The organism is Nonomuraea lactucae, from assembly GCF_003313395.1.
Taxonomy (GTDB): Bacteria; Actinomycetota; Actinomycetes; order Streptosporangiales; family Streptosporangiaceae; genus Nonomuraea; species Nonomuraea lactucae.
The window spans coordinates 1-22,998 of record NZ_QNFZ01000014.1 but is presented as its reverse complement, the minus strand read 5'-3'; the positions used below and the strand labels follow the sequence as shown (position 1 = coordinate 22,998).

Here is a 22,998-nt window from a genome sequence, read left to right as displayed (position 1 = left end):
CCCCATCATGATGGGGGCGATCCCCTCCGGGACGGTCGTCTCGGCGACCGCGGCAGGGCTCCTGCCCTGACCACTGGGCGTTCCCGCTGTCCTGGCGGCGTGAAGTACAGATCGCCGGTCTGCCCGGCATCCGCGGCGGCGAACTTGATCCGCTGCTTGTCGGGCAGGCGCGCGGCCCGCCCGACAAGAGAGATCAAGCCTCGCTCTCCACCGCCGCCATACCGGTCTCATCGGCGGGTTCCTCGAGCACACCGGCGTTGTTCGCTCGGGCCGGCAGGAGCAGGGCGGCGATGACCACAGCCACGGACAGCACCGCGCCGATGATGAAAGCCAGCCGCATGCCCTCGAGGTTGGCGAGTGCCTCGGTGACTCCCGCGGATTTCAGGGCATCGGCTCGCGCGCTCATCACGGTGATCACGAGCGCGGTGCCGAAGGCCGCCGCGACCTGCTGCAGCGTGCTCAGGATCGAGCTGCCGTGGGAGTAGAGCCGCGGAGGAACCGCTCCGAGCCCGAGAGTGAACACCGGGGTGAAGGTCGCCGCCAGGCTCACCATCAGCAGCGCGTGCAGAGCGAGAAGCTGCCAGAACGGCATGGTCATCGTGACCTGCGTGAAGCCGGTGAGCGCGAGCGTGATCCCGATCGCGCCGGGGATGACCAGAACCCGGCCGCCGAACTGGTCGAACAGGCGGCCGACGGTCGGACCGAGCAGCCCCATCGCGAGGCCGCCCGGCATCACGAGGAGCCCGGTCTCCAGGGGGCTGAGCGCGCGGACGTTCTGCAGGTACAGCGGCAGCAAGATCATCGATCCGAGCATCGCCATGAAAGCCACCGACATCAGGATCAGCGCGACCGTGTAGGTGCGGTGGCGAAGGGTACGCAGGTCCATCAGCGGCGCACCGCGCTTCTGCAGCGACAGCTGGCGGACGACGAAGACGGTGATGGCAATCAGGCCGGCCGCCACGATCGTGGCGGCGACGCGGACGTCACCGCCCTCGAACTGGCTGAGCCCGTAGACCAGGCCGCCGAAACCGGCAGCGGCGGTCACCACGCTGAACCAGTCGATGGTGCTGAACTGGGGCTCTCCGACGTTCTTGAGCTGCTTCAGGCCGCGCCATGTGATCACTGCGGCGATGGGGAGCACCACGGCGAACAGCAGCCGCCAGGACCCGAATTGGAGGATCACCCCCGAGACCGCCGGGCCCATCGCGGGCGCGACCGAGATGGCCAGCGTGACGTTGCCCATCACCCGGCCTCGGTCGGCCTCGGGCACCACCTGCATCAGCGTGGTCATCAGCAGCGGCATCATCACCGCCGTACCGGACGCCTGGATGATGCGGGCGCCCAGCAGCACCTCGAACATCGGCGCGACCGTGGCCAACGCCGTGCCGAGCAGGAACAGGCCCATCGCGGTGGCGTACGCGCGGCGGGTGGACACCCGCTGCAGGAACCACCCGGTGATCGGGATGACCGCGGCCATGGTCAGCATGAAGGCGGTCGAGAGCCACTGAGCGGTCTGCTCGGTGATGCGGAGCGCGCCCATCAGCCGCGGGATCGCGTTGATCATGATCGTCTCGTTGAGGATGACCACGAACGTGGCGAGCACCAACAGCCGGATCACGGCGGGGGTGCGACCCGAAACGGCGGTCGCGGACGTGGCAGGTGAGTCGAGCTGTGGGCTGGACACGGTACCTCGATCGGGGTTGTCGGGACATGACTTGGTCGTGGCTGGCGTCCCAGCCTTGGGTCTCACAAGCAGTCGTGGTCATGCATAAGACTGACCGACACCACCGACAAAACTCATCGCCCGCGTCCAGCATTCCGGCAAGTGGACCGAAATGTCATCCGATTTTCACCGGCGGCGGACAGCGATCTCCAGCTCACGCGAAGGAGCCCCGCAGCCAGATGGCGACCTACCTGCTCGGCCGGGGGACCAGCGGTTGGAGCTGGATCACCAGCACAGAGGGCACGCCCAGCACCCGTCAAGAACCCGCCGCTACTTCGGGTGAGCGCAACGGGAGTCGGTGGTCACCCGGCAGACCGTGGTGACCACTGACTCTCCCTCGTCACACCACCGTGGGGAGATGCCGCTCGAGCAGGTCGATCACACCGTCAGGATTCTCCAGGGCGTGGACGTGACCCGTGTGCTCCATTACGACCAGCTCGGCGTGTGGCACCCCCGCGACGATCTGCTTGGACTTCTCGGGCGGATAGGTGTGGTCCTCGGTGCCTGCGACGACGACGAGCGGGACGGTGATCGCGGCCAGCTCGTCCAAGACGCCGGCCCGGTGCGGGATGTGCCACGCCGCGTCCGCGTACTCGGGGCCACGACTCAAGAGGAGCTGGCGCACCCCGGCGAGGATGTGGGCACGAGACGGGTCGTTCAGGGTGGTCTCGCCCATCATGAACGTGAGTAGACCCTCCAAGATCGGCTCCATGCCGTGCTCGCCGAGCACGTCAATGAGGACGTCCATCTCCTCCACCTGCTCCTCGACGTCGGCTGACGTACCCATGACGACCGCCGAGCGCAGCAGCTCGGGGTGACGTGCCGCGAGCCGGAGCCCGACGAACCCGCCCATCGAGTTGCCGACGAACACGACCGGCGCGATGCCGAGCGCGCCAATGAGCTCGACGACGTCCTGGGTGAGCGTGTCGTAATCGAGCTGATCGCGGGGGGCACGAGCACTGCGCCCCTGTCCTCGATGGTCGTACCGGATCACCCGGTAGCGGTCGTTGAAGTGATCGGCCTGGGCTTGGAACATCCGGGTGTCGAAGAACATCGACGGGCTCATGACGAGCGCCGGAGCATCCCGTGGACCGTCGTCCTCGTAGTAGAGCGTCGTGCCGTTGACGTCGATGGTTGGCATGGTGCACCTCCTGCGATTGCCAGCAATATAATCTGAATTCAGTTTCAAGTAGAAGCGGCCGCAGTGCCCAGATGACGCCACAGGGGGTCTTCGAGCTTCGCGGTGGCCACAGTGAGGTCGCCACCGTTCAGGCTGAGGGAGCGGACCGCCCCAGGGGCTCCTATCAGCTGTGGGTTAGTGGCGCCGTGGAAGACGGTGTCGCTCAACTGGAAAAGATGAGGGCTCGTGAACTCCCATCCATACAAGGTCCAGGATTCATCTTGGCCGGCTTGGGGACGAGGCGGCACGGCCAACTGGACCAGGGCCGAGCCGGCGTATGGATGTTCATGCCGAGTGTGCGCTGCCACGTATTTGACCAACCGCAGCTCGGCCTCCGCAGGCAGATCGGAGGCTGCCCCTCCCTCCACCTCGGAGTCTCGTTCCAGCTGCGGTATCACCGATGTGACCCACTCTCGGGTCGTGCCGCTGACCTCGCCGGCGAGTGCGCGCAGGCGCGCCGCGAACCAGGGAGCCAGGTCAGGCCCTCCTTTCCGTACCCAGCCCTCGACCAGCTGACGGAATGCCTCCTCGCGCCGGCTCGCCCGCATGTACGTGCTTGCGGCGAGAATGGACTTCCCCGCGCCGGCAAACGCCAGACATAAAGGTCGAACCAAGACCTCACCGGCATGGCGGGCGTAGCGGACCATACGAATCTGCAGCATCGCATTGTGCAGGATCGTCGCGGCGACCAAAGGGCCCTCGCCCAGCGGTTCCTGCCATCGCGGCGGAGGAGCCTCATGAGATGGCCGCGAGCCCGCCAGGGTTCGCGCATCGAACGCTCGGCCTGCTGCGGACAGGTGCCAGCTCAGGTCGTCGGGGTGGACGGTGGCACCCGCCGCACGCAGGATTCCGCGTTTCCCCATGCCGATCGCCACCTGTCCCGTCCCGAAATCCATGGTGATCCTGGACGAGTCATGGGAATTGAAGTGTGCGTCGGTGACCTCGTCTAGCCGCAGCCGTAACTCGGCGACCTCGTCGGCTGGCCGTTCAGAGGTGTATCGGCGTCGGGCGGTCACAACCAGGGCGCCGGTCAACCGGGTGCCGATCCGTTCCAACAACAGGGAGCGAACCTCGGCGGTGGCCAGGTCGTAGTCGACGCCGACCGCCGCGGCGACCTCCGTCGTCAGCGGCTCCCTAGACGCCCTCACGACTCCCCGGTAATCGCGGTAGTGGCGGTAGTGGCGGTCGGTCCCCATCGACGGTGGCAGCAACGGGTACCCGGCGATCGCCGACTGCTCCGCCATCCACGTCCGCCGCTCCACACCGAAAGCGGCCATCCACTCCAGGGCGGCACGTGCCCGCCGGTCACGGCCCCACCATGTACGGGCGGCCAGTGCGCGGAACAAGGGAAAGGTGTTGTTGTCCCACACGTCGGAAACCGTGTAAATGGTCTCACGATCGTAGGTTCTGGCGTCCGCGGCAGCCTCCGCCATCTGCACAAGCGAACGGTCCAGCAACGCACCCAACGTGCCAGCCGTCATCACGTTCCTGGCCGTCTCCACACAGATCATCATGTATCAGGAGCCCGGGACTCCTTCACACGGCAAGCTGATGCGACCCGCCACAGCCGGTGCTGTGGCGTCATGACGATCTACGCCCACGCCTCCCTCGATGAGAAGCTCAAGGCGCTCGCCAAGCTCGGCAGGACTCTGACGTGACCGAGCCTGCCACGTGGAAGCGCTCCAGAACCCCTGGGACGCTTCTGCGCATTCGCTAGTAGTGCCACTTCTCACTGTGGCGATGTCTCGTCGGCTCAGGCTCTTCACCACGCAGAAGCGTCAACCGGACGTGCTGACGGGCTTTGTGCTCCGCGATGTTCGCATCCATGCCAATGCCCTCATAGGAACCGCCGACGTCGCGCCTGAAGCGGCGGCCGTCCTGCTCCTGGATACGTCGGGGCATCGTGTCTGACAATTCGGCGTGCCGGAGCCACAGCATCAACGAGAGACGGATCTTGCGGCTGGAGTACCCCTTATCGGCGATCAGCGTGCCCGGCCGGGTGCCAGGACGACCCCCGGCCGGGCGGCGCAGCCGGAACTTGGCCATCACCGCCTCGAACGCGGTGCAGTCGACCACGTTGCCGCCGGTCAGATACAGCGCCAGCGGCAGCCCACGGGCTTCGACAAGCAGGTGCAGCTTGGTGGTCAACCCCCCGCGGGACCGTCCGAGCACCTGCCGGTTTTGCGATTGCTCCGTATCGATCGTCCCGCCGTCATCCCCCTTTTACGGGCCCCGGCCGCGTGCTGACGCGCCCGGGCGATGGTGGAATCGATGCTCCCCATCAGCTCGACCTGGCCGATCGAGTCGTCCTTGACCTGCATCTCCTCCAGCAGCCGAGCCCAAGTGCCGTCTTCTTCCCAGCGTTTGAACCGCTCATGGCAGCAACGGCTCGATCCGCACCCACGCCTTGTCGGTCAACTCACCACGTCGCACCACGATCGACGGTCCTCATGCGGTCCCGAAAGGCCGAGCGTCGCAGCGCTCTCCTCGAACCGCTGGTGGCTCTTGCCGTACGGACGGCGTGGGAACCCATCAAGAGCATGATCCACGCGACGGGGATCGAGGAGTTGCAACGGACATGCCGGATTCTCGCCGTCCTCATCTGTCCGGCACCCGAGGATCACAAGGCGGTCCAGGATGGCGCTCTTCTCCCCTTGGCGAAGGAGGGGATGTTGGAAACCAGCAAAGAGCGGCTTGAGCAAGTCTTCCCCGCAGAGTGGGTTCGCCGCCTCAGAGAGGGACTCAGCGGCGCCTGAGTAGGGTCGTCGGCGTCCGGGGGCCTGGAGGCGAGGGCACGAGCCCGCTGGTGTGCATAGAAGGGTGGGCCTGCGTTGCTGTACAACGCTGCTGTCCGACCACGAAAAAGGCTCCCCGGGATCATCCCAGAGAGCCTTTGACCTGGAGCGCGGCCGAGAGGACTCGAACCCCTAACCTTCTGATCCGTAGTCAGATGCTCTATCCATTGAGCTACGGCCGCTCGCTGCGTAAGCAAGCATAGCGGGTCTTCGGGAGTGACTCGAACCGGTTACCGCGCTCATGAGCGTGCCGACTCCGTCCTGCTGGACCAGAGGGTGTGGCTGATGGGCCGGATGAGGGCGATCAGGGGGATCAAGAGCGATGCGTAGCCAGATGGCCCACTCGGGGCGAGCGCGGGCCATGCCGCCTGGCGGGGGGCCGGGGGCCGTCGGCGAAGCGGCGGCGGAACTTGTCCCGGTCCTTCCGGTGCGTCGCGTGGGCGTGGGTCGTCCAATGCGGAGATCGCGAGGGAGCTCGACATCGCCGGGGTCACTACCACGACGCATGTCAGCTCTCACTCGTGTGGTGGGTGGGCACGTAGGGTGATCGGTGTGAGTGTGCCGCCGCCGCAGCAGCCGGGTGTGCCGGAGCCGCCTCGGAGGACCGGGGTGGTCGTCGGGTTGGCGTTCGTTGGGGCCTTCGGCTACTGGGTCTTCAACGTGGTGGTCGCCATTGTGGTGCTGAGCATGGAGTCTTCGGTGGCGATCGGCGTCGGGGCGGTGATCTTGGCGTTGGCTGCCCTCGGGGGTGGCATCGTCTTGCTGGTGCTGCGTCGGTCTTGGGCGCTGGGGCTGGGGCTTGGGCTGCTGATCGGCTGGGCGTTGGCGTCGATTGTCACGGCCGGGTACTGCACAGGGCTGAATCCAGGGATGTACGCGTAGGCCAGGGGCCGGCTGATACGTCTTGGCGCCTGGGTTGCTGGGCTTCTTTTGGGGCTCGTCTCGCGTCCTTCGGTCGTCGTGGGTCTGTGGTCGTGTCCTTCTGGTGCGGCTTGTGGCCTGTGGGTTGTGGTTCTGGGGGATCCGTACAGACAAATGCAAGTGCTGACCCCTAGCCTGGCTTCGGATCAGGGAGAGCTCACGTAGATGAACACACCACCACCACCGGATTCTCCGGACGGAATCGGGTCGGCCTCTGGCGAAAGTGGGCCGGAGCAGGGGCAGGGGCGGGGCGATGCGCTTCCAGGTGACATGCGGTCGCCTGGGCAGGGCGAGGTGTCGCCCGCTGGTCATGGGGTGGTGCCGGGTCAAGGTGGATCGCTGCCGGGCCCGGGTCGGGGTCCGGCCGGAGTGGAGGGCGATTCGCCGGGAGTGGGCGGATCCCCCGCCGGAGCGGGTGACGTGCCACCGCGAGTGGGTGGGCTCCCTGGTGGGGCGGGGGGCGTGCCGCCTGGAGGGATGCCGCCCGGTGGGTGGGGGGTGCCGCCGGGGCCTGCGCCTGGTTCCGGGGGCGGGTCCGCTGGGGTGGTGGTGGGGTTGGCGTTTGTCGGGTTTGTGGTCTACAGCGTGATCAATGTCGTCGTCGGGTTCTTCATCGTCATCGCGTCCATGGAGCAGAACAGCGGCACCAGCGCTGGGTTCGTCGCGGCCGGGGCCGTGGTGCTGGCGCTGGTGGGGCTGGGGGCAGGGACCGGGCTGTTGTTCGTGCGGCGGCCGTGGGCGACCGGGCTGGGGCTGGGGCTGATGATCGGGTGGGCCTTGTGGTCGATCGTCTCGGCGGGGTTCTGTACGGGGCTCAATCCGGAGTTGTACGCCTGACATGCCACTGCATGAGATTTTCGTGGGCCTTGGGGTGCTGGTCGCTTCTGTGGTGTTCGTACGGGAGGCACGGCGGCGGGGGGCGCTCAACGAGCAGTCGCTGGTCACCGTCACGGGGGCGCTGGTGGGTGGGGCGATCGGGATGCGGTTGGCCGGGTGGCTGGAGACGCTTGATCTGTCCGATCTCTGGCTGTACGGCTCGCGGAGCGTCCTCGGCGGCCTGACCGGGGCGTACGTGGGTGTGCTGGTGGCCAAGAGGATCATCGGCTACAAGGAGCGGACGGGCGATCTGTTCGCCCCCGCGGTGGCGTTGGGGATGGCGGTCGGGCGGATCGGCTGCCATCTGACCGAGGCACCGGGGCGGCCCACGGATCTGCCGTGGGGGGTGCATGCTCCCGCGACCACGCCCGAGTGTCCCGGCTGCCTGGTGGGGCAGGCCATGCACCCGTCGTTCGTGTACGAGATCGTGTTCCACCTGGCCGCGTTCGGCGCGCTGGTGTGGGCGCGCGGCAGGCTCAGCCGGCCGGGCGAGCTGTTCACGCTCTACCTGGCCGGGTACGCGGTGTTCCGGTTCGCGGTCGAGTTCGCCAGGGCGAACGAGACCGTCTGGCTGGACCTCACGCGGCCACAGTGGTTTCTCGTCCCGGGCCTGTTGCTGCTCGGGATCAGGGTCGGGTACGGGTGGCGACGCGGCTACTACGATGCCCTTTTCCGGCGGAAGGTCGTCAGATGAGCACTGGGATGGGACTGCGGGGAGACCGCATCCTGAGGTACGTCAACGCCTTCTGCCCGCACTGCCACGGCCAGGACCTGGAGCGGGTGGAGCGGCTGAGCGGCTATCTGGCCGTTCGGGACGGCAGGGTGTGGCTGGAGCGCGGGTGCCGCGAGCACGGCCTGGTGCGGACGCTGTACGACGAGGACCCGGAGATCCTCGCGTACCTGGAGGAATGGACCGCTCCCACGAAGCAGCACATCCCGGACGTGGCCGGGAACTTCGCGCCGGTGCCCGCCGCGTACCTGCAGGGCCTGCCCGAGATGCAGACCCAGCACACGTGCATCCTGCTGGAGGACATCGTCGATGCGTGCAACCTGCGCTGCCCGACCTGTTTCACCGGCAGTTCCCCCGAGCTGAGCGGTGTCGTCCCGGTGGCCGAGGTTCTCGCCAACGTCGACCAGCGCCTCGCCCGCGAGAACGGCAAGCTCGACGTGCTCATGCTGAGCGGCGGCGAGCCGACCCTGCATCCGGAGCTCGCCGACCTGCTCGGCGAGCTCGTACGGCGGCCCGTCACCCGCATCCTGATCAACACCAACGGCGTGCTCATCGCCCGTGACGACGACCTGCTCGACCTGCTGACCGAGCACAGGGAGCGGGTCGAGGTCTACCTGCAGTACGACGGGAGCTCGGCCGAGGCGTCGAAGCATCACCGCGGCGGTGACCTGCGACGCCTCAAGGCGCAGGCCGTGCAGCGGTTGTCGGAACGCGAGATCTTCACCACGCTGGTGATGACGGCGGCGCTCGGCGTCAACGACGGCGAGATCGGCGACGTCATCCGGCTGGCCCTCGACACCCCGTACGTCGGCGGCGTGTCGCTGCAGCCGCAGTTCGGCTCGGGCAGGTCGGGGCCGATCGACCCGATGGACCGGCTCACCCACACGGGCGTGCTCGGGCGGCTCGGCCCGCAGACCGGGGGGCTGGTCACGTGGCGCGACCTCACGGCTCTGCCCTGCTCGCATCCGCACTGCTGCTCGGTGGGCTACCTGATCCGCGACGACGCGCGGCAGTGGCGCTCGCTGGTGGCGCTGATGGGGCACGACCGGCTCAAGGCGAACCTCGGCCTGGTGTCCAACCGGATCGCCGACAGCGAGATCCCGCGCGAGCTGCGGCTGGCCGTACAGGAGTCGCTGCTCGGACTGCTGTCGGAGCAGTCGTCGCTGTCGCATCCGCGGATCGGCGAGTTGTGGCGCGACATCTGCGAGAACTGCGACCTCGGCGTGGCCACCCTGCTCACGCTGGCTTCGTCGGCGCTGCCCGGCGGGCGCAGGAAGCTGCGCAGGATGCTGGGCGAGCGAGTGGTGCGGGTGACGGTGAAGCCGTTCATGGACATCTCGACGATGATCGAGGAGCGGCTGACGCAGTGCTGCGTGCACGTCGGCACGCGGGCCGGGCGAGCACCCGATCAGGCACGGGATCAGTGTGCGCCGTTCTGTGCGGTGCAGGCGTGGCCGCGGCTGGCGGGGCAGCGGCTGTCCGCGGTGGCCTCCGAACCCCGCGCACGCCTGCCTCTGGAGGTCGTCACATGAAAGCGCCGCTGGAGGTCGTCACGTGAAGGCCGAGCCCTACGATCCGCTGCGGTTGTGCGTGTATGCGACGGTCGCGCTGCTGGCCTGGTTGCTGGGGGCGTGGGCGGTGCTGGGGTTCGCGGCGCTGGGGTTCGCGGGTTACTGGAAGGCGCGGCGAGCCGGGTTGTCCCGGAGCAAGTGCCTGCTCCGGGACACCCGGCTCGTGCTGGCCTACCTGGGGCTGCTGGGGGTGGTGGCGGTGGCCGCGATCATTCACCCTTTGTTGTGACGGCCGCCAGGTTCAGCACGGTGAACTCCTTGCCGCCGCCCCGCTCCTTGGACTGGCACGTCTTCGACTCCCCCTCGGACCCGCACACGTCGTAGTGCTCCCGGTCCTCATCCCAGTAGATGATCGTGGTGGGCGAGGAGGAGACGCCTCTGCCCAGGGCGCTCGCGCCGTTCGGCCAGACCTTGCCGACGCCTGCCTTGAGGCCGGTGGCCGCGTCGAACACGATCGACCGCGCAGTGCTCTCCGACACCGGAGTGCTGTCGTGTCCGGAGAGGAGCGCGAACCGGGTGCCCAGCCGGTCGTCGTCGGACCCCATCAGGGTGAGCTCACTGGGCAGCGTCTTCCGGACGAAGCCGTCCACGCGCTGTGCGATCACCCCTTCCTTCGTCATGGCGAAACACCAGTCGGGGAGGCAGCTCATGCCCTTCGCCCCGTCCGGTACCTGTACGTCCTTCGACTCGCCGGTCTCCAGGTTGACCAGCCTGTGCTGGTTGGTGACGTCCCCGCGGCGAGTGCGGTCACCCGCCCACGGCCAGGAGAGGAGGTGCAGCCCGTCGCTGCCCGCGATGCGTTGAGGCGTGCCGCCTGTCAGCGGCACGCGGTAGACGCCGCCCGACCGCACCGACCAGACGACGGAGTCGTCCGTGACGCCGATGCGCTCCACCTCGGCCATCGAGCCGGTGACCTCGCCCAGTTGCTTGGCCTCGCCGCCCTCCCTGGGCATGATCCAGAAATCTGCCCATTTGTCGCCGTTGTTGGGGGTCTCGCCGTACCAGGCGATGTGCTTCTCGCCGACCTCGAAGTTCTGGGCGTAGTAGCCCCGTACGTTCGTGGGAGCCGGTACGTCACCGAGGACGCGCGCGCTCTTGGCCGCCGAGTCGTACACCTCCAGCCGCCCCGCCTTCTCGAACGAGGACTCGGCGATGAGGAGCACCTCAGTTGGGCTCATGCCGGTTATCGGGCGATATTTCCAGCCGTCGGCGGCCTTGGCGGGCATCTTGAAGACCGCCTTGGGCCAGACCTCGGCCGCAGGTTGGACCTCCAACCTCGATGGTTCGCCGGAGGTCACGGTGACAGCCGGCCCCGCCTGCCCGCCCCCGCTGGACAGGACGGCCGTCGTACCGCCCGCGACCGCCACGACCGCGGCCGCCGCCAGCATCACCTGTACCCGCTGCCTGATGCGGCGGGCACGCCTGCGGGCGGCCACCGCGCCCGCGAGACCGTCCGAACGCACCTGGTCCGCGGCGGTGCGCAGGGTCCGGATCAGGTCCTCTTCGCTTCTCATCGCGCCTCCTGCAGCACTCGCTTGATCCGGAGCTTGTCCAGGGCACGGGAGGCCTGGCTGCGCACGGTCCCACGGGAGACGCCGAGCACCTCGGCGATCTTCTCGTCGGGCAGGTCCTCGTAGTAGCGGAGCACGAGAACGGCCCGCTGCTTGCGGGGAAGCTCCTGGAGCTCGGCCCAGAGGTCGGCGTCGCCGTAGTGGTCGAACCTGCCGCGCTCGGGCACCGCGGCGACCAGGTCCTCCCGGTGCCGCCGCCGCCAGGCGTTGATGTGCAGCCGGACCATGGTCGTGCGGACGTACCCCTCCGGGTCGTCCTTCCTGCGGACGCGCGGCCAGGCGTCACCCAGCCTGGCTAGCGCCTCCTGAACGAGGTCGGCGGCGTCCTCCGAGTTTCCGGAGAGCACGTAGCCGTACCGCAGGAGCGCCTCGCCCCGCGCTCGGACGAACTCATCGAAATCAGCCGTATGGTCCACGAACCCAAGGACCGGCGGGCGGGCGCTTCTGTTGCACGGGAAAGAGCACGGGGAAGAGCACGCGGAAGAGAAGGACTACTCGGCCGGGATGTACAGGCTGAGCGTCTCGGCGATGCAGGCCGGGCGCCGCTCCCCCTCGACCTCGATCGTCACCTTGAGGTTGGACAGGTAGCCGGCGGGGGTGCCCTTGACGTCGCTCAGCTCGCCCGAGGCCCTGACGCGCGCGCCGACCGGCACCGGCCTCGGGAAGCGGACCTTGTTGAGGCCGTAGTTGACGCCCATGGCGATGCCCTCGACGCGCAGGAGCTCCATCATGAACGACGGCAGCAGCGACAGGCTCAGGTAGCCGTGCGCGATCGTGCCGCCGAACGGGCCCTCCTTGGCCCGCTCCACGTCCACGTGGATCCACTGGTGGTCGTCGGTGGCGTCGGCGAAGAGGTTGACCTGCTCCTGGGTGACCGTGCGCCACTCGGTGGGGCCGAACGTCTCACCGACGGCCGACTTGAGCTCCTGTACGTTCGCGAAGGTCCGCATGGGGCGAACGTTATTGGGCTCGCGGTACGCCTGCCAAGTTCGGCATCCGATGAGCAGCCGGGCGCGGGGTTGCGAAGATCTTTACCCGAAACCATCGCATGCGTGTTCGAGTCCGCGCTACAGTTCTCGGTAGCGAATCGAACAGAGGTTCGGCCTGGTGAGAGGGGGTGTGTCCGGTGACTGTGATGGCGCCCTCGCCTGTTCGGACACGCCGTAGCGCTTTCTGCCCAAATCTAAGACGGCCGCTATATCCCGCAATAAAGTCCGAGAGCGTGGACCCTGTGCGCAATCCCTACGCCCCCGGAGCCGGGCAGCGTCCTCCCGAGCTGGCCGGGCGCGACCGCGAGCTCCAGCAGTTCGAGGTCGTGCTGGAGCGGGTGGCCCGTGGCCGCCCCGAGCGGAGCATGGTCGTCACCGGCCTGCGTGGCGTCGGGAAGACCGTCCTGCTCAACACGTTCAAGTCCATGGCGATGCAGCGGCTGTGGGGCACGGGCAAGATCGAGGCCCGGCCCGACCAGTCGATCCGCCGTCCCGTCGCCGCCGCCCTGCACATGGCGATCCGCGAGCTGGCCCCGCGCCACCGGGCGCCGGAGCGCATCGAGGAGTTCCTCGGGGTGCTCAAGGCGTTCGCGATGCGCGATCCGGCCGCGGCCAAGGGCACCTCGCACTGGTCGCCCGGCATCGAGGTGCCGGCCAGCCGGGGCCGCGCCGACTCCGGCGACCTGGAGATCGACCTCACCGAGCTGTTCGTCGACGCGGCGAGCGTGGCCACCGACCTGGGCGTGGGCATCGCGCTCTTCATCGACGAGATGCAAGACGTGCAGGCCGCAGACGTCTCCGCGCTCTGCGCCGCCTGCCACGAGCTGTCCCAGTCGGGCGGCCCGCTGATCGTGGTCGGGGCCGGGCTGCCGCATCTGCCGAGCGTGCTGTCGGCCAGCAAGAGCTACTCGGAGCGGCTGTTCCGCTACGCGCGCATCGACAAGCTCGACCGCGAAGCGGCCGACCTGGCGCTGATCCTGCCCGCGCGCGAGGAGCAGGTGGAGTTCACGCAGGACGCCCTCGACGCGCTCTACGAGGCGGCCGACGGCTATCCCTACTTCGTCCAGGCCTACGGCAAGGTGGCGTGGGATCTGGCGCCACGCAGCCCGATCACGGTGGACGACGTCAAGGTCTCCGCTCCCGAGGCCGAGGAGGAGCTCGCGGTGGGCTTCTTCGGCAGCCGCTACGAGCGGGCCACCCCGGCCGAGCGCGACTACATGCACGCCATGGCCCAGATCGGTGACGAGCCGGTCTCCACGGCTGAGGTGGCCGACGCCCTCGGTCGCAAGCCGTCCAGCCTGTCACCCGCCCGCGACAGCCTCATCAAGAAGGGGCTGATCTACAGTGCCGAGCGCGGCCAGATCGCGTTCACCGTGCCACATTTCGGGAGGTTCCTACGTGCGCAACCGATCTAGCCGGCACCCCTAGTCCTCTATTGGGTTGTCTAGTGGGGAAGCTAGACAGCCCAATAGAGCCATATCGCCATGCCCGTCGAGGGAAATCTACGGCTGTCTAGCGTCAGGCCGATACAGGCGTATACGCGGGCAGAGATCCGCTGTCCTCCGGGCTGACCACGGCGACCCGCACCGCCGGGCGCCTCCCGCTGAGATAGACCGCGAAGACGACGTCGCCGCCGTCCTTGCCCTGGAAGGCGAAGAACCGCCAGCACAGCTCCCGCCAGCTGTCGTACGGCTCCGCCGCGGCGACGTGGTCCCGGTGCGTACGCCACGGGCCGCTCCCCCGCAGCCGAGACAGCGCGACGCCCTCGGCGGGCGCCGGCCGCTGCTCGCAGGGCGCGCGGTAGCGGAGCCGGTCGATCATCTCCTCGAGCTCCGGCGACAGCAGCGCCAGCAGACCGACCCCGGCGGCGACGAACCACGACGGCCGCGCGAACGCCACCCATCCGGGCACCTCCGCCCACACGGTCATCACCGCCATGCCGGTGAGCACGACGGTCCTGCCGACCGCGCGGATGCCCACCGGGGCCGCGCTGACCTCGCCGAAGCACCCGCACCCCGCGTCGGGCCGCCGCCTGCGCAGCTCCAGCAGCACGTACGTGGAGAGCGCGAAGAACATGACCGTCGCCCACCGGAAGACTGGCACGGTGGTCACGAGGAGCCCCACGGCGAGCACCAGTTCCCCCACGGCGCAGGCCACCAGCGCCGGTGCCTGCATGCGCCCCGGAACGAGCACGGCCGGCCCCAGCCTCGACAGCGCCCCCGGCTCGCCACCCGACCGCACCGTGACGAGCTTGGCCACCGTCCCGAGGACGAGCAGCACGATCAGGACCGGTAGCTGCGATGCCACCACCAGCGTCACCCCAATCCGATCTGAGCGTTGAAGCACCCCTTGACCAGGTCGCCGCCGAGCTCGACGTACGACGACGGCGAAAGCTCCGCGATCCGGCCGCGCGGCGACGTACCGCATTCCACGCAACGATCGCAGAAGCGCCCGGCCACGCAACCGCACGCGACGATCGGGACGTTGACCGAGCGGTCCGCGCAGACGTTCTTCACCTGGAGCAGCGACCCCACCGCGAGGTACGGCAGGCCGGCGCACGACACCTCGGCGTCGGGACATCCGGCGTCAGAACGTTCCACCATCGGGTAGGCGACGCCGCGCTCGCCGTCGTCGAACGCGTCCGACCAGGTCGCGGTCCCGGAGACGCGCGGCTGGCCCCCGGCGTAGGCGGGCGGCGGAGGTGGCACGGCCTTCGCGGCGTAGGGGGGCTGGGAGGTCGCGGGCAGCAGGGCCAGGCACGTCCCGTCCTTGCGGACGCCGATCGCGTCGAAGAGGTAGCCGGGCTCCAGCTTGGGGTGGCGTACCTGGATGCGGCCGGTGGCCCGGTAGGGGATGACGATCGTCCGGCGGCCCCGGTGCGGGCCGCAGGAGAGCTGGACCGTCAGGTCCTTGCGACCCTCGATGGACAGGATGGTCCCGGTGAGCCGGGTGGTGTCGGCCCAGATCCGCTCGACGACCCTGCCCTCGCGACAGGTGCGCATCATGACCCGGGCGCCGGCGGGCAGATCGGCGGGGGTGGTGTCGCGGCCGTGCCAGGCGGTGGCCCATGGGGCGATGACCAGCCGCTCCTCCCCGCCCTCGGGCGTCTCGATGATGACCAGATGCGGGCTGATGTCGCGGATCTCCCCCGCGACGGCGCGTAACGGATCGCCGCTCGACGGCTCGGGGCCCGGCGCTCCGGCCTCCCGCCCCAACGCCGCCGCCGCGAGCATCCGCCGGCGCTCAACGCTCGGATAGCCCATCCACCCCTCCTCCTCGCTCCTATAGCGTCACACGACTTCGCGCGTGGCGCGCGGGCACATCTCATTAGGGAGCAAAATACGCATCCCCAAGGGAAGGACATGACATCCGGCGTCGTACAAACCGCCACCGACCTTGACGGACCTTTGTCGTCGGCGGGCCGAATCATGAATTCGGGTTCAGCCCTAACAGGGCATCAGGCTGCGATTCTGGCCACGATGCAGATCACCAAAGGTGAAGAGGAGTTCCGCGAGTACGTCCTGACCCGCGGGCCCGCCCTGCTGCGCGCCGCTCATCAGCTGACCGGACATCCCTTGGACGCCGAGGATCTGCTCCAGAACGCTCTGACCAGGACATACCTTGCCTGGGACCGCATCACGGACCGCGGGGCGCTCGACGGTTACGTCAGGCGGGCCATGGTCAACATCAACATCTCGCAGTGGCGGCGGCGCAAGGTCGAGGAGTACCCCTCCGACGAGTTGCCGGAGGTGGCCTGCGAGTCCGATGCGTACGGCGAGGTGCACGAGCGGCTCGAACGGGCGCTGAGCAGGCTGCCGGAGCGCATGCGGGCCGCGATCGTGCTGCGCTACTACGAGGACATGACGGAGCCCGAGGTGGCCAGCACCCTCGGGATCAGCGTCGGCACGGTCAAGAGCACGGTGTCGCGCGCCATGGCCAAGCTCAGGACCGAACTGGGGATCTGCTCTCCGCCGCCCCGGCCGTAGCGCAGGGCCGTACGACGTCGCGGATCGTACGGAGGGCCTCCAGGAACGCCTCGAGCTGCTCGTCGGCGAGCAAACCCGTGAAGCACCGCTGGATGTCGGCGAGATGGAGGGGCAGGACGGCCGTGAGCCGCTCACGGCCGGCGTCGGTGAGCGCCGCATAGGAGGCACGCCGGTCGGCGGTGCAGGCTACGCGGGTCACCAGACCGTCACGTTCCAGGCGATCGACGACCCTGGTCACGCCACTGGTGGACAGGCCCGTCTGGGCGGCGAGGTCGGTCATCCGCAGCCGTTCGCCGGGGGAACGGCCCAGGCGGAGAAGCGTCTCGAAGTCGATCTCGGACAGGCCCGCCGTGCTGAGCACCGGCTGCATCCGGGCGACCAGACCCGCGTGGACCTCGGCCAGCAGGCCCATGGCGGTGAGCCGGGGGTCGTCGATGGGATTCACACTCACACCCTAACCGACGATAGTTGACGTGAGGAATATTCCTCATGTAGATATCTGTTAACGCAAATATCCGTAGGGCAAGTACTCGTCTCTTGAGGAGCCACCATGACCGTCCGCACCTGGGAAGGCCTCACCATCCCCGCCCCCGGCACCTACAACCTCGACGCGGCCCACACCCGCATCGGCTTCGTCGTCAAGCACATGATGGTCAGCAAAGTACGCGGAAATTTCGGCGACTTCAGCGGCTCGGTCACCATCGCCGAGAACCCCCTCGAGTCGTCCGCCCAGCTCACGATCAAGACGGAGAGCATCAACACCGGCGTCGCCGACCGCGACGGCCACCTGCGTAGCGACGACTTCCTGGCCGTCGAGAAGTACCCGGAGATCACCTTCCAGAGCAAGCGCGTGGTTCGCCAGTCGGACGACGAGTTCACCGTCGCCGGCGACCTCACGATCCGCGACGTCACCAAGGAGGTCGAGCTCACGGTCGAGTACGGCGGCGCCGGCACGAACCCCTGGGGCCAGGACGTATGGGGCTTCTCCCTCCACACCGAACTGGACCGCGAGGACTTCGGCCTGACCTGGAACCAGGCCCTCGAGACGGGTGGCGTGCTGGTGGGCAAGAAGGTCAAGATCGAGATCGAGGGCGAGGCCAACCCCGCCTGACTCATCCACAGTCGAAAGCCCGTTCTGGAACCGGGCGGGCTTCGTCCACAGGAGGTTACCCACAGGCGGTGGATAACCTCCTCGGATTCCCACCGCGGGTCCGTCGGGGGGCACGCGCGGGTTCGTCGGGGGGCACGCGCGGGTCCGTTGGGAGGCACGCGCGGGAACCGCTTTGCCGCCTCGCCAGAAGGCCGGTACGCTGTCCTGAGCCACATGGCTTCCAGGAGGATTCGCCTAGTCAGGTCTATGGCGCCGCACTGCTAATGCGGTTTGGTGGCAACACCATCCGGGGTTCAAATCCCCGATCCTCCGCAGGTGAAAGGCCCTCGTCCCGTTTTTGGGGAGAGGGCCTTTTGATCTTTCGGTTTCCCATAGTCGCAGTGCTAGTTGCAACGGCTACGGATCGTCGTGCATCAGCGGTGTGGACACGTGGGTGTAGCGCTCGGTGGTCGTGACTCGGGTGTGGCCGAGAACCTGCTGTACGACCCAGATGTTCACACCCTGCTCGATGAGGAGTGTCGCGGCGGTGTGCCGGGCGTCGTGGACCCTGACATCACGGACGCCGGCCTGCTTGAGGATGACCTTCCAAAGCTTCCAGTCTTCGGTGCGCTCGATGGGTGTGCCGTGTTTGGTGGCGAAGACCAGGTCGTGATCCTCCCAGCGCTCCCCCGCCTTCTGGCGCTCGGCATCCTGGATCTCGCGGTGTGCCTTGAACTGGGCGAGGAGTTCGGGCGGGCACTGGAGGGTGAGCTTGCTCTTACCTTTACGTTGGCGGAAGACCAGGCCGCCGCCGCTCCGCTTTGGGCACTTGTCGGCGTGGCCGGTGCAGTCCTTGAGGCAGGGCCGCCTGTAGCAGGCGTGGCCTGGCTTGGCGCAGCCCGGCATACAGGTCGGCCGGTGCCCGTGGATCTTGCACTTCTTGTGGCACGGCCGACGGTGCCAGTTCTCGCCGCAGGCGTGGGGGTCGTCGCAACCGTGCCGCCATTCCTGGCGCTGCACTGGAACCAGGCGCGGATCTCGCCGGTGTCCATGTCGATGTACGACCAGCGGAGCCCAAGGGCCTCGCCCTGGCGGATGCCGAGAGCCAGCGCCACCGACCAGCGGGCACCGCGGTGCTACGCCTGCAGGGCTCGTCCGCTACTGGATGACCTCGTAGATCTCTTTGTAGCCGGATTTCGCGTTGTTGTTCATGGCGTCGATCATTGCCTGCGTGTTCTCGTCCGGATTCACAAAGGCCTGGCGCTCCATGGCGAAGTATTGGTCCAAGCTGTCGAATTCCCACTGACAGACGACCGTGTCCATAGGGCCCGCATAATCCACGTAGATTCGCCGATTTGTGTACCCCGCCTCTTCGAACGCACCGGTGAGGATCTTGAATGCCGCCACGATCTCCGGCGCCTTCCCACGTTCAGCTTGGAAGACCTCGCGCATCATGTACATGGTCCGGCTTTCGCTTTGCCGTAAATACTGACAGTCTCATGCTAGATCACCTAAGGCGCCGCACAGCGGAGACACGCACGCGTCAAACGCAGCCTGATACGCGCTCCAATCGTAGATCGGCCACAGCTGCCACCACCTCGCGCGCCACGGCGATTTCCTGCTCTAGTAGTCCGTCGTCCGCCTGCCTTCCACCACGTCGCCTCGGAGCATCCAGCAGCCCGTTCCGTAGTGGGAGCTCTAGTTGCAATCCAGCGCCGTCTCATGCCGTTCCAGACGGGACGGCCACACCCGGTGGTCCAGGTTGAACTGCTCTGAACGGGCGAGATCCGAGCTGCTAATGCGGTTTGGTGGCAACACCATCCTGGGTTCAAATCCCCGATCCTCCGCACGTCGAAGGCCCTTCCCAATTTGCGGGAAGGGCCTTTTTCGATCTCTGGGGGGCTGTGAGTAGCAGATTGGGTTGCAGTCGCCTGTTAGGCCGAGCCCAGAGGGCCGAGTCCATGCGGTCTCTGGCGTCCCTCATCTGGAGGGTCCCGGCGTGGGTGTACCGCTCGGTTGTGCCCCTGTGCGCCGGGCGTTGTGCACCCTGCCGTCGCGAACGTCGGCCTGCTTCGCGGGTTCGTCCGGCCAGACGTTCAGGGTCCGCCCCGAACTGGGGTCATCCCGAACCTCGCCCGGCGAGGACATTCGTCCGGCTCCAGAGGCGGTGGGAGTCCGGCAGAGGGTAGGTGGTGTCGGTGACTGTGGTGTCCCAGACGCGGGTGTTGCCGAGGTGGGCGACGAAGGGTGGCCAGCCGGGGTCGCCGGTGGCAGCGAAGGTGGTCCATGCGGTGCGGATCTGGTGGGACAGGGCGGCGAAGCCGGTGGGGGGCGGGGTGCCGAGGAGGCGGGCGGCGTAGCGGGTGTCGGGCAGACCGAAGACGAACGGCAGGTCGACGCCGTGGGCGGCGCCGATCGGTCCTTGCCAGGCGAAGTCGTACAACCAGGTGCGGCCGCCGGTCCGGGAGTGTGCTTCGGCGGTGAAGGTGGTCGGCATGCGCACCAGGGCGTCGGACATCAGCGTCGTGAACAATTCGGCGCCGGTGCTGTCGGGGTGGGCGGCGCGGTAGGCCGAGGCGGCGTCGGGTGCGAGGCCGAAGTGAGCGGCGACGGCCTCCAGGTTGACCGCTGCTGGGTCGGCCGTGGGTGGGAAGCCGCGGTATTCGTCGTGGGTGAAGCCGCAGAGCAGGTCGATGTGGCGGGCACGCCCGTCGGCGAGAGCCTGCCAGGGTGGTGCGGTGACCAGGTCGCCGTCGATGACCGGGGCGAACGCGCTGCCCGGGCGCCCGGCGGTCAACTGTCTGTCCGGAAGCCCGAGGAGGGCTTGCGGGGGTAGCGCGGCGAGGGCATCCCTGGTGGGGGCGGTTCCGACGGCTGCCGCGAGCCGTTCAGTGACCCCCTGGGCTTCGGGGGCGCTGAGGTATCCGGCGGGAAGGCTCTGCACGAGGCACCGCCGGAACAGGCCGGCGGCCGCGGGTGCCGCGGCGAGCAGGGCGGCGGACGCACCGCCGGAGGAGTGCCCGAAGACGGTGACATTGCCTGGATCACCGCCGAAGGCGGCGATGTTGTCCTGGACCCACGCCAGCGCGGCGAGTTGGTCCAGCAGGCCCCGGTTGTCGGGCGTGCCGGGCAAGTGACCGAAGCCCTCGAATCCGGTGCGGTAGTTGAAGGTCACCACCACCACACCGGACCCGGCCAGGACCGAGCCGTCGTAGTGCGGCATCGACGAGGCGCCGTGGATCCACTGACCGCCATAGATCCACACCATCACCGGAAGGCGCACGGCTCCGGGAGCCGGGGTCCAGACGTTCACCGTCAGACAGTCCAGACCGTCGCCGGGCTGCCACACCGCCGGGATCCCAGGCGCCGGCGGTCGTTGCGGCGGAGCAGTGCCGAAGACGGCGGCTTCTCGCACCCCGTTCCAGGACGCCGCAGACTGCGGTGGCAGGAAACGTCGCGCGCCGTCGGGTGCGACGGCGTACGGGATGCCCTTGAACGCGACGATGCCGTCGTGGGTGCGGCCACGAACCAGGCCTCGCTGGGTCTTCACGGTGTCGTGCAATGTGTCTCCTTCGAGCATGAGTCGTTGGAGCCGGTCGGCCTGGGGTGGCTTGACGGCGAGGCGATTCCCTCAGCGCAGGCCCTGCCAGGGGCCGGCGGGGCCGTCCTTGGCCAGCTTGGTGAGCAAGCCGTGCAGGGTCTGCTGCTCCGTTGAGTCGAGCGGGCTGAAGAAGTCGGCGGAGGCCTGGTCGCTGAGCCGCTCGACTTCCCGGACCTTGTCCAGGCCGGCAGGAAGGATGTGCACCTCCACGGCACGGCGATCGCCCGCATGCGGCCGCCGCTCCGCCAGGCCCATCGCCTCCAGTTCGTTCACCAGGGTTACCATGACCGGCTTGAACACCTTCAGCCGGTCGCTCAGCCGTGCCTGGATCATCGGGCCTTGCTGGATCTGGATGAGCACGCCCAGGTGCTGCGGTTTGAGCCCGACCTGCGCCACGACCTGTTCGTAAGCCTCATGGGCGTGGGCTGCGACCCAGTTCAGCAGGAAGCCGGTCCATCTGATCAGCTCCTCGGGCGGGCCCTCCACAATCTCAGCTTCAGATTCGTTAATGCTCATAACGTTAACGACCGTAACGTTTTTCTGGGTGAGGAGTCAACCGCGCACTGTTGAGTCGCGGCGGCCATGTCCGTCCACAGGAACGACGCGCTCAGCGCTTGATGGGGTAGCTGTGAGCCACCGCCTTGCACGGCCCGGACGTAACCGCCGCCCTTGTCGCACCGGCAGACGGGAAGATCAGGCAGGGGAAGAAGCGGGCGGCGAGGCTGGCTCTCCGTCAAACAGCAGTCCAAGGTCAGTACGGAGAGACGCCCGTAACCGATTCTTGCAGAGCCACACATCGTGAATCGCGGCCGTAAGGTCGTCGTCAGACTCAGCAGTGATGGCGGTCCCGACACTCTTCCGGAGCCGCAACAACGCCTCGTGCCCCTCAGGTGAGAGAAGTAACCCCACCTCGCCAGCGTGGAGTTCGTCGACGGCTGCGACGGCCGACTGAAGGTGAGCCTTGACGTCAGGGGCGCTTGCCAGCTTCGAGCGGCGAAACGCAGCGGTAGCGGCGAAGAGCGCTGGATACACTGCAACCCGTCGGTCGTAGAGCCGATTGGTCATCATCCGCCGGAACTCAGCTTCTTGACGTTCCCGGTCTCGCCGCAGTGTCGCCCGGGTCGTTGAGATGCTCACCGTCACGGTGCCGACAGCCACGACCAACGAGACCAACCCGGCAATCACGGCTGTAAATAACTCACTGGGCACCGCCACAGCATATGCTCTCGCGATCTCGCAGACCGACGTTCACTGTCGCCCACCTTGAGGGCAGTCCGTTTCTTGAGCTGCGCAGCCCCAGGGTTGAGCAAGATCGCCACGCGACCAACGTGCGCGCAGCCATCTGGTGACCTGGCCGGTCTCTTTGCCATCCGGTGGCGACGATCAGGTGACCCGTCGGGTTTGATGCCGATGGTGACCCAGCCTCCTTGGCCGGGACGGGCTTCCAGACGTAGCGGTGTGGGTCCGTTGGTTCGTTCGGCTCGCCGAGAGCCTCCAGGGCATGGCGTCCTGCTTGTGCTCGGCGAGGGTCTTGTTCGACCACTTGCGGGAGACCAGGACACGGCGGCCCCCGTAGCGCGTCTGAGATCCGGCCTGTGGGCTCGCACCCGATCTGGCATTCTCAGACGATCTGGCGGAGCACATGGCGAGTTCTCAGGAGCTGTGGCGAGAGGGCGCCGCCGCGGGACAGGAAGGATCATCGGCGCTCCAGCGTTCGGCGCTGTCGTCGTCCGAGGGGAAGAACGCCTCGATGCGGAGTTCCTGTGCCGTGACGTCGACCGGTGTGCCGATGGTCGAGACGACCGAGAAGAACCGCACGACTCCGCCGCCGAGCCGGAAGTGCACGTCGACGATCGGGATCGGCGCCGGTGTGGTCCGCGGCGCTGCAATGAGCGCCTCGACCTCCGTGCGCGACCGGAGCTCCCGCACCAGCTCGGCGGTGACCAGGTCGAGCACCCCGCCCAC

23 protein-coding genes, 2 tRNA genes and 1 pseudogene are annotated in these 22,998 nt (G+C 67.9%); 9 read left to right on the top strand and 17 right to left on the bottom strand.

Features of this window, described 5'->3' with window-relative positions:
* Positions 1 to 193: 193 nt before the first annotated feature.
* The 5 genes from DQW85_RS00845 to DQW85_RS00820 all read right to left on the bottom strand — a co-directional run bounded on the left by DQW85_RS00845 (position 194) and on the right by DQW85_RS00820 (position 5,880).
* Entirely contained in the window at positions 194 to 1,618 is a 1,425-nt protein-coding gene (locus DQW85_RS00845) for an MDR family MFS transporter (protein WP_113698572.1), read from the bottom strand.
* A 445-nt stretch (positions 1,619 to 2,063) separates the two neighbouring features.
* Positions 2,064 to 2,864: an alpha/beta fold hydrolase gene (locus DQW85_RS00840; protein WP_113698571.1), complete on the bottom strand. Its 801-nt coding sequence runs from the start codon at positions 2,862 to 2,864 to the stop codon at positions 2,064 to 2,066.
* A 44-nt stretch (positions 2,865 to 2,908) separates the two neighbouring features.
* Positions 2,909 to 4,405 (bottom strand): hypothetical protein, encoded by a 1,497-nt coding sequence (locus DQW85_RS00835; RefSeq protein ID WP_162794625.1) that lies wholly within the window; start codon positions 4,403 to 4,405, stop codon positions 2,909 to 2,911.
* A gap of 211 nt (positions 4,406 to 4,616) precedes the next feature.
* Positions 4,617 to 5,075 carry a transposase gene (locus DQW85_RS00830; protein WP_113698569.1) on the bottom strand — a complete coding sequence of 153 codons (459 nt, stop codon included), beginning with the start codon at positions 5,073 to 5,075 and terminating at the stop codon, positions 4,617 to 4,619.
* Between the two features lie 732 nt (positions 5,076 to 5,807).
* Positions 5,808 to 5,880 (bottom strand) — tRNA-Arg (locus DQW85_RS00820).
* Between the two features lie 427 nt (positions 5,881 to 6,307).
* On the opposite strand from DQW85_RS00820, the gene DQW85_RS00815 reads away from it, so the two are divergent.
* The 5 genes from DQW85_RS00815 (at position 6,308) to DQW85_RS00795 (ending at position 10,025) form a co-directional block, all read left to right on the top strand.
* Positions 6,308 to 6,580: a hypothetical protein gene (locus DQW85_RS00815; RefSeq protein WP_113698567.1), complete on the top strand. Its 273-nt coding sequence runs from the start codon at positions 6,308 to 6,310 to the stop codon at positions 6,578 to 6,580.
* 624 nt (positions 6,581 to 7,204) lie between these two features.
* A complete protein-coding gene (locus DQW85_RS00810) occupies positions 7,205 to 7,456 on the top strand; it encodes a hypothetical protein (RefSeq protein WP_205314773.1) in 252 nt (83 codons plus the stop codon).
* Position 7,457: 1 nt separating this feature from the next.
* On the top strand, positions 7,458 to 8,189 hold the full coding sequence (locus tag DQW85_RS00805; RefSeq protein WP_113698565.1) for a prolipoprotein diacylglyceryl transferase: 732 nt from the start codon (positions 7,458 to 7,460) through the stop codon (positions 8,187 to 8,189).
* Positions 8,186 to 9,757: a radical SAM protein gene (locus DQW85_RS00800; protein ID WP_113698564.1), complete on the top strand. Its 1,572-nt coding sequence runs from the start codon at positions 8,186 to 8,188 to the stop codon at positions 9,755 to 9,757. Before DQW85_RS00805 ends, DQW85_RS00800 begins: the two co-directional genes overlap by 4 nt.
* Before the next feature lie 22 nt (positions 9,758 to 9,779).
* Complete coding sequence (locus DQW85_RS00795; RefSeq protein WP_113698563.1) at positions 9,780 to 10,025, top strand: hypothetical protein; 246 nt, start codon at positions 9,780 to 9,782, stop codon at positions 10,023 to 10,025.
* Here the strand turns inward: DQW85_RS00795 and DQW85_RS00790 are convergent.
* The 3 genes from DQW85_RS00790 to DQW85_RS00780 form a co-directional block, all read right to left on the bottom strand.
* A complete protein-coding gene (locus DQW85_RS00790) occupies positions 10,006 to 11,310 on the bottom strand; it encodes a hypothetical protein (protein WP_113698562.1) in 1,305 nt (434 codons plus the stop codon). The two genes, DQW85_RS00795 and DQW85_RS00790, sit on opposite strands and share 20 nt — an antisense overlap.
* Entirely contained in the window at positions 11,307 to 11,783 is a 477-nt protein-coding gene (locus tag DQW85_RS00785; RefSeq protein WP_113698561.1) for a SigE family RNA polymerase sigma factor, read from the bottom strand. The genes DQW85_RS00790 and DQW85_RS00785 overlap by 4 nt, the downstream gene beginning before the upstream one ends.
* A gap of 75 nt (positions 11,784 to 11,858) precedes the next feature.
* On the bottom strand, positions 11,859 to 12,317 hold the full coding sequence (locus DQW85_RS00780; protein ID WP_113698560.1) for a MaoC family dehydratase: 459 nt from the start codon (positions 12,315 to 12,317) through the stop codon (positions 11,859 to 11,861).
* 281 nt (positions 12,318 to 12,598) lie between these two features.
* On the opposite strand from DQW85_RS00780, the gene DQW85_RS00775 reads away from it, so the two are divergent.
* Positions 12,599 to 13,771 carry an AAA family ATPase gene (locus DQW85_RS00775; RefSeq protein WP_476703588.1) on the top strand — a complete coding sequence of 391 codons (1,173 nt, stop codon included), beginning with the start codon at positions 12,599 to 12,601 and terminating at the stop codon, positions 13,769 to 13,771.
* Between the two features lie 103 nt (positions 13,772 to 13,874).
* Here DQW85_RS00775 and DQW85_RS00770 read toward each other — a convergent pair whose 3' ends face one another.
* Positions 13,875 to 14,663 (bottom strand): MauE/DoxX family redox-associated membrane protein, encoded by a 789-nt coding sequence (locus tag DQW85_RS00770; protein WP_240196834.1) that lies wholly within the window; start codon positions 14,661 to 14,663, stop codon positions 13,875 to 13,877.
* Between the two features lie 8 nt (positions 14,664 to 14,671).
* Entirely contained in the window at positions 14,672 to 15,619 is a 948-nt protein-coding gene (locus DQW85_RS00765; protein ID WP_113698557.1) for a hypothetical protein, read from the bottom strand.
* A gap of 216 nt (positions 15,620 to 15,835) precedes the next feature.
* Between DQW85_RS00765 and DQW85_RS00760 the strand changes: the two genes are divergently transcribed.
* Positions 15,836 to 16,342 (top strand): SigE family RNA polymerase sigma factor, encoded by a 507-nt coding sequence (locus DQW85_RS00760; protein WP_113698556.1) that lies wholly within the window; start codon positions 15,836 to 15,838, stop codon positions 16,340 to 16,342.
* On the opposite strand, the gene DQW85_RS00755 is transcribed toward DQW85_RS00760, so the two are convergent.
* Complete coding sequence (locus DQW85_RS00755) at positions 16,299 to 16,793, bottom strand: MarR family winged helix-turn-helix transcriptional regulator (protein WP_240196833.1); 495 nt, start codon at positions 16,791 to 16,793, stop codon at positions 16,299 to 16,301. The two genes, DQW85_RS00760 and DQW85_RS00755, sit on opposite strands and share 44 nt — an antisense overlap.
* 99 nt (positions 16,794 to 16,892) lie before the next feature.
* On the opposite strand from DQW85_RS00755, the gene DQW85_RS00750 reads away from it, so the two are divergent.
* Both DQW85_RS00750 and DQW85_RS00745 read left to right on the top strand, forming a co-directional pair.
* Positions 16,893 to 17,453, top strand: a complete 561-nt coding sequence (locus DQW85_RS00750; protein WP_113698555.1) for a YceI family protein — start codon at positions 16,893 to 16,895, stop codon at positions 17,451 to 17,453.
* Between the two features lie 223 nt (positions 17,454 to 17,676).
* A tRNA-Ser gene (locus tag DQW85_RS00745) sits at positions 17,677 to 17,765 on the top strand.
* Positions 17,766 to 17,849: 84 nt separating this feature from the next.
* Here the strand turns inward: DQW85_RS00745 and DQW85_RS00740 are convergent.
* The 6 genes and pseudogenes from DQW85_RS00740 to DQW85_RS00715 form a co-directional block, all read right to left on the bottom strand.
* Complete coding sequence (locus DQW85_RS00740) at positions 17,850 to 18,452, bottom strand: tyrosine-type recombinase/integrase (protein ID WP_113698554.1); 603 nt, start codon at positions 18,450 to 18,452, stop codon at positions 17,850 to 17,852.
* A 138-nt stretch (positions 18,453 to 18,590) separates the two neighbouring features.
* A complete protein-coding gene (locus DQW85_RS00735; protein ID WP_162794623.1) occupies positions 18,591 to 18,887 on the bottom strand; it encodes a hypothetical protein in 297 nt (98 codons plus the stop codon).
* Between the two features lie 664 nt (positions 18,888 to 19,551).
* The gene (locus tag DQW85_RS00730; RefSeq protein ID WP_113698552.1) at positions 19,552 to 20,994 is read right to left on the bottom strand and encodes a carboxylesterase/lipase family protein; all 1,443 of its coding nucleotides are present in this window, start codon (positions 20,992 to 20,994) and stop codon (positions 19,552 to 19,554) included.
* A 69-nt stretch (positions 20,995 to 21,063) separates the two neighbouring features.
* Entirely contained in the window at positions 21,064 to 21,519 is a 456-nt protein-coding gene (locus DQW85_RS00725) for a MarR family winged helix-turn-helix transcriptional regulator (RefSeq protein WP_205314771.1), read from the bottom strand.
* Positions 21,520 to 21,726: 207 nt separating this feature from the next.
* Entirely contained in the window at positions 21,727 to 22,242 is a 516-nt protein-coding gene (locus DQW85_RS43985; protein WP_162794622.1) for a hypothetical protein, read from the bottom strand.
* Positions 22,243 to 22,686: 444 nt separating this feature from the next.
* Positions 22,687 to 22,998: pseudogene (locus DQW85_RS00715) on the bottom strand (hypothetical protein); the annotation flags it as partial.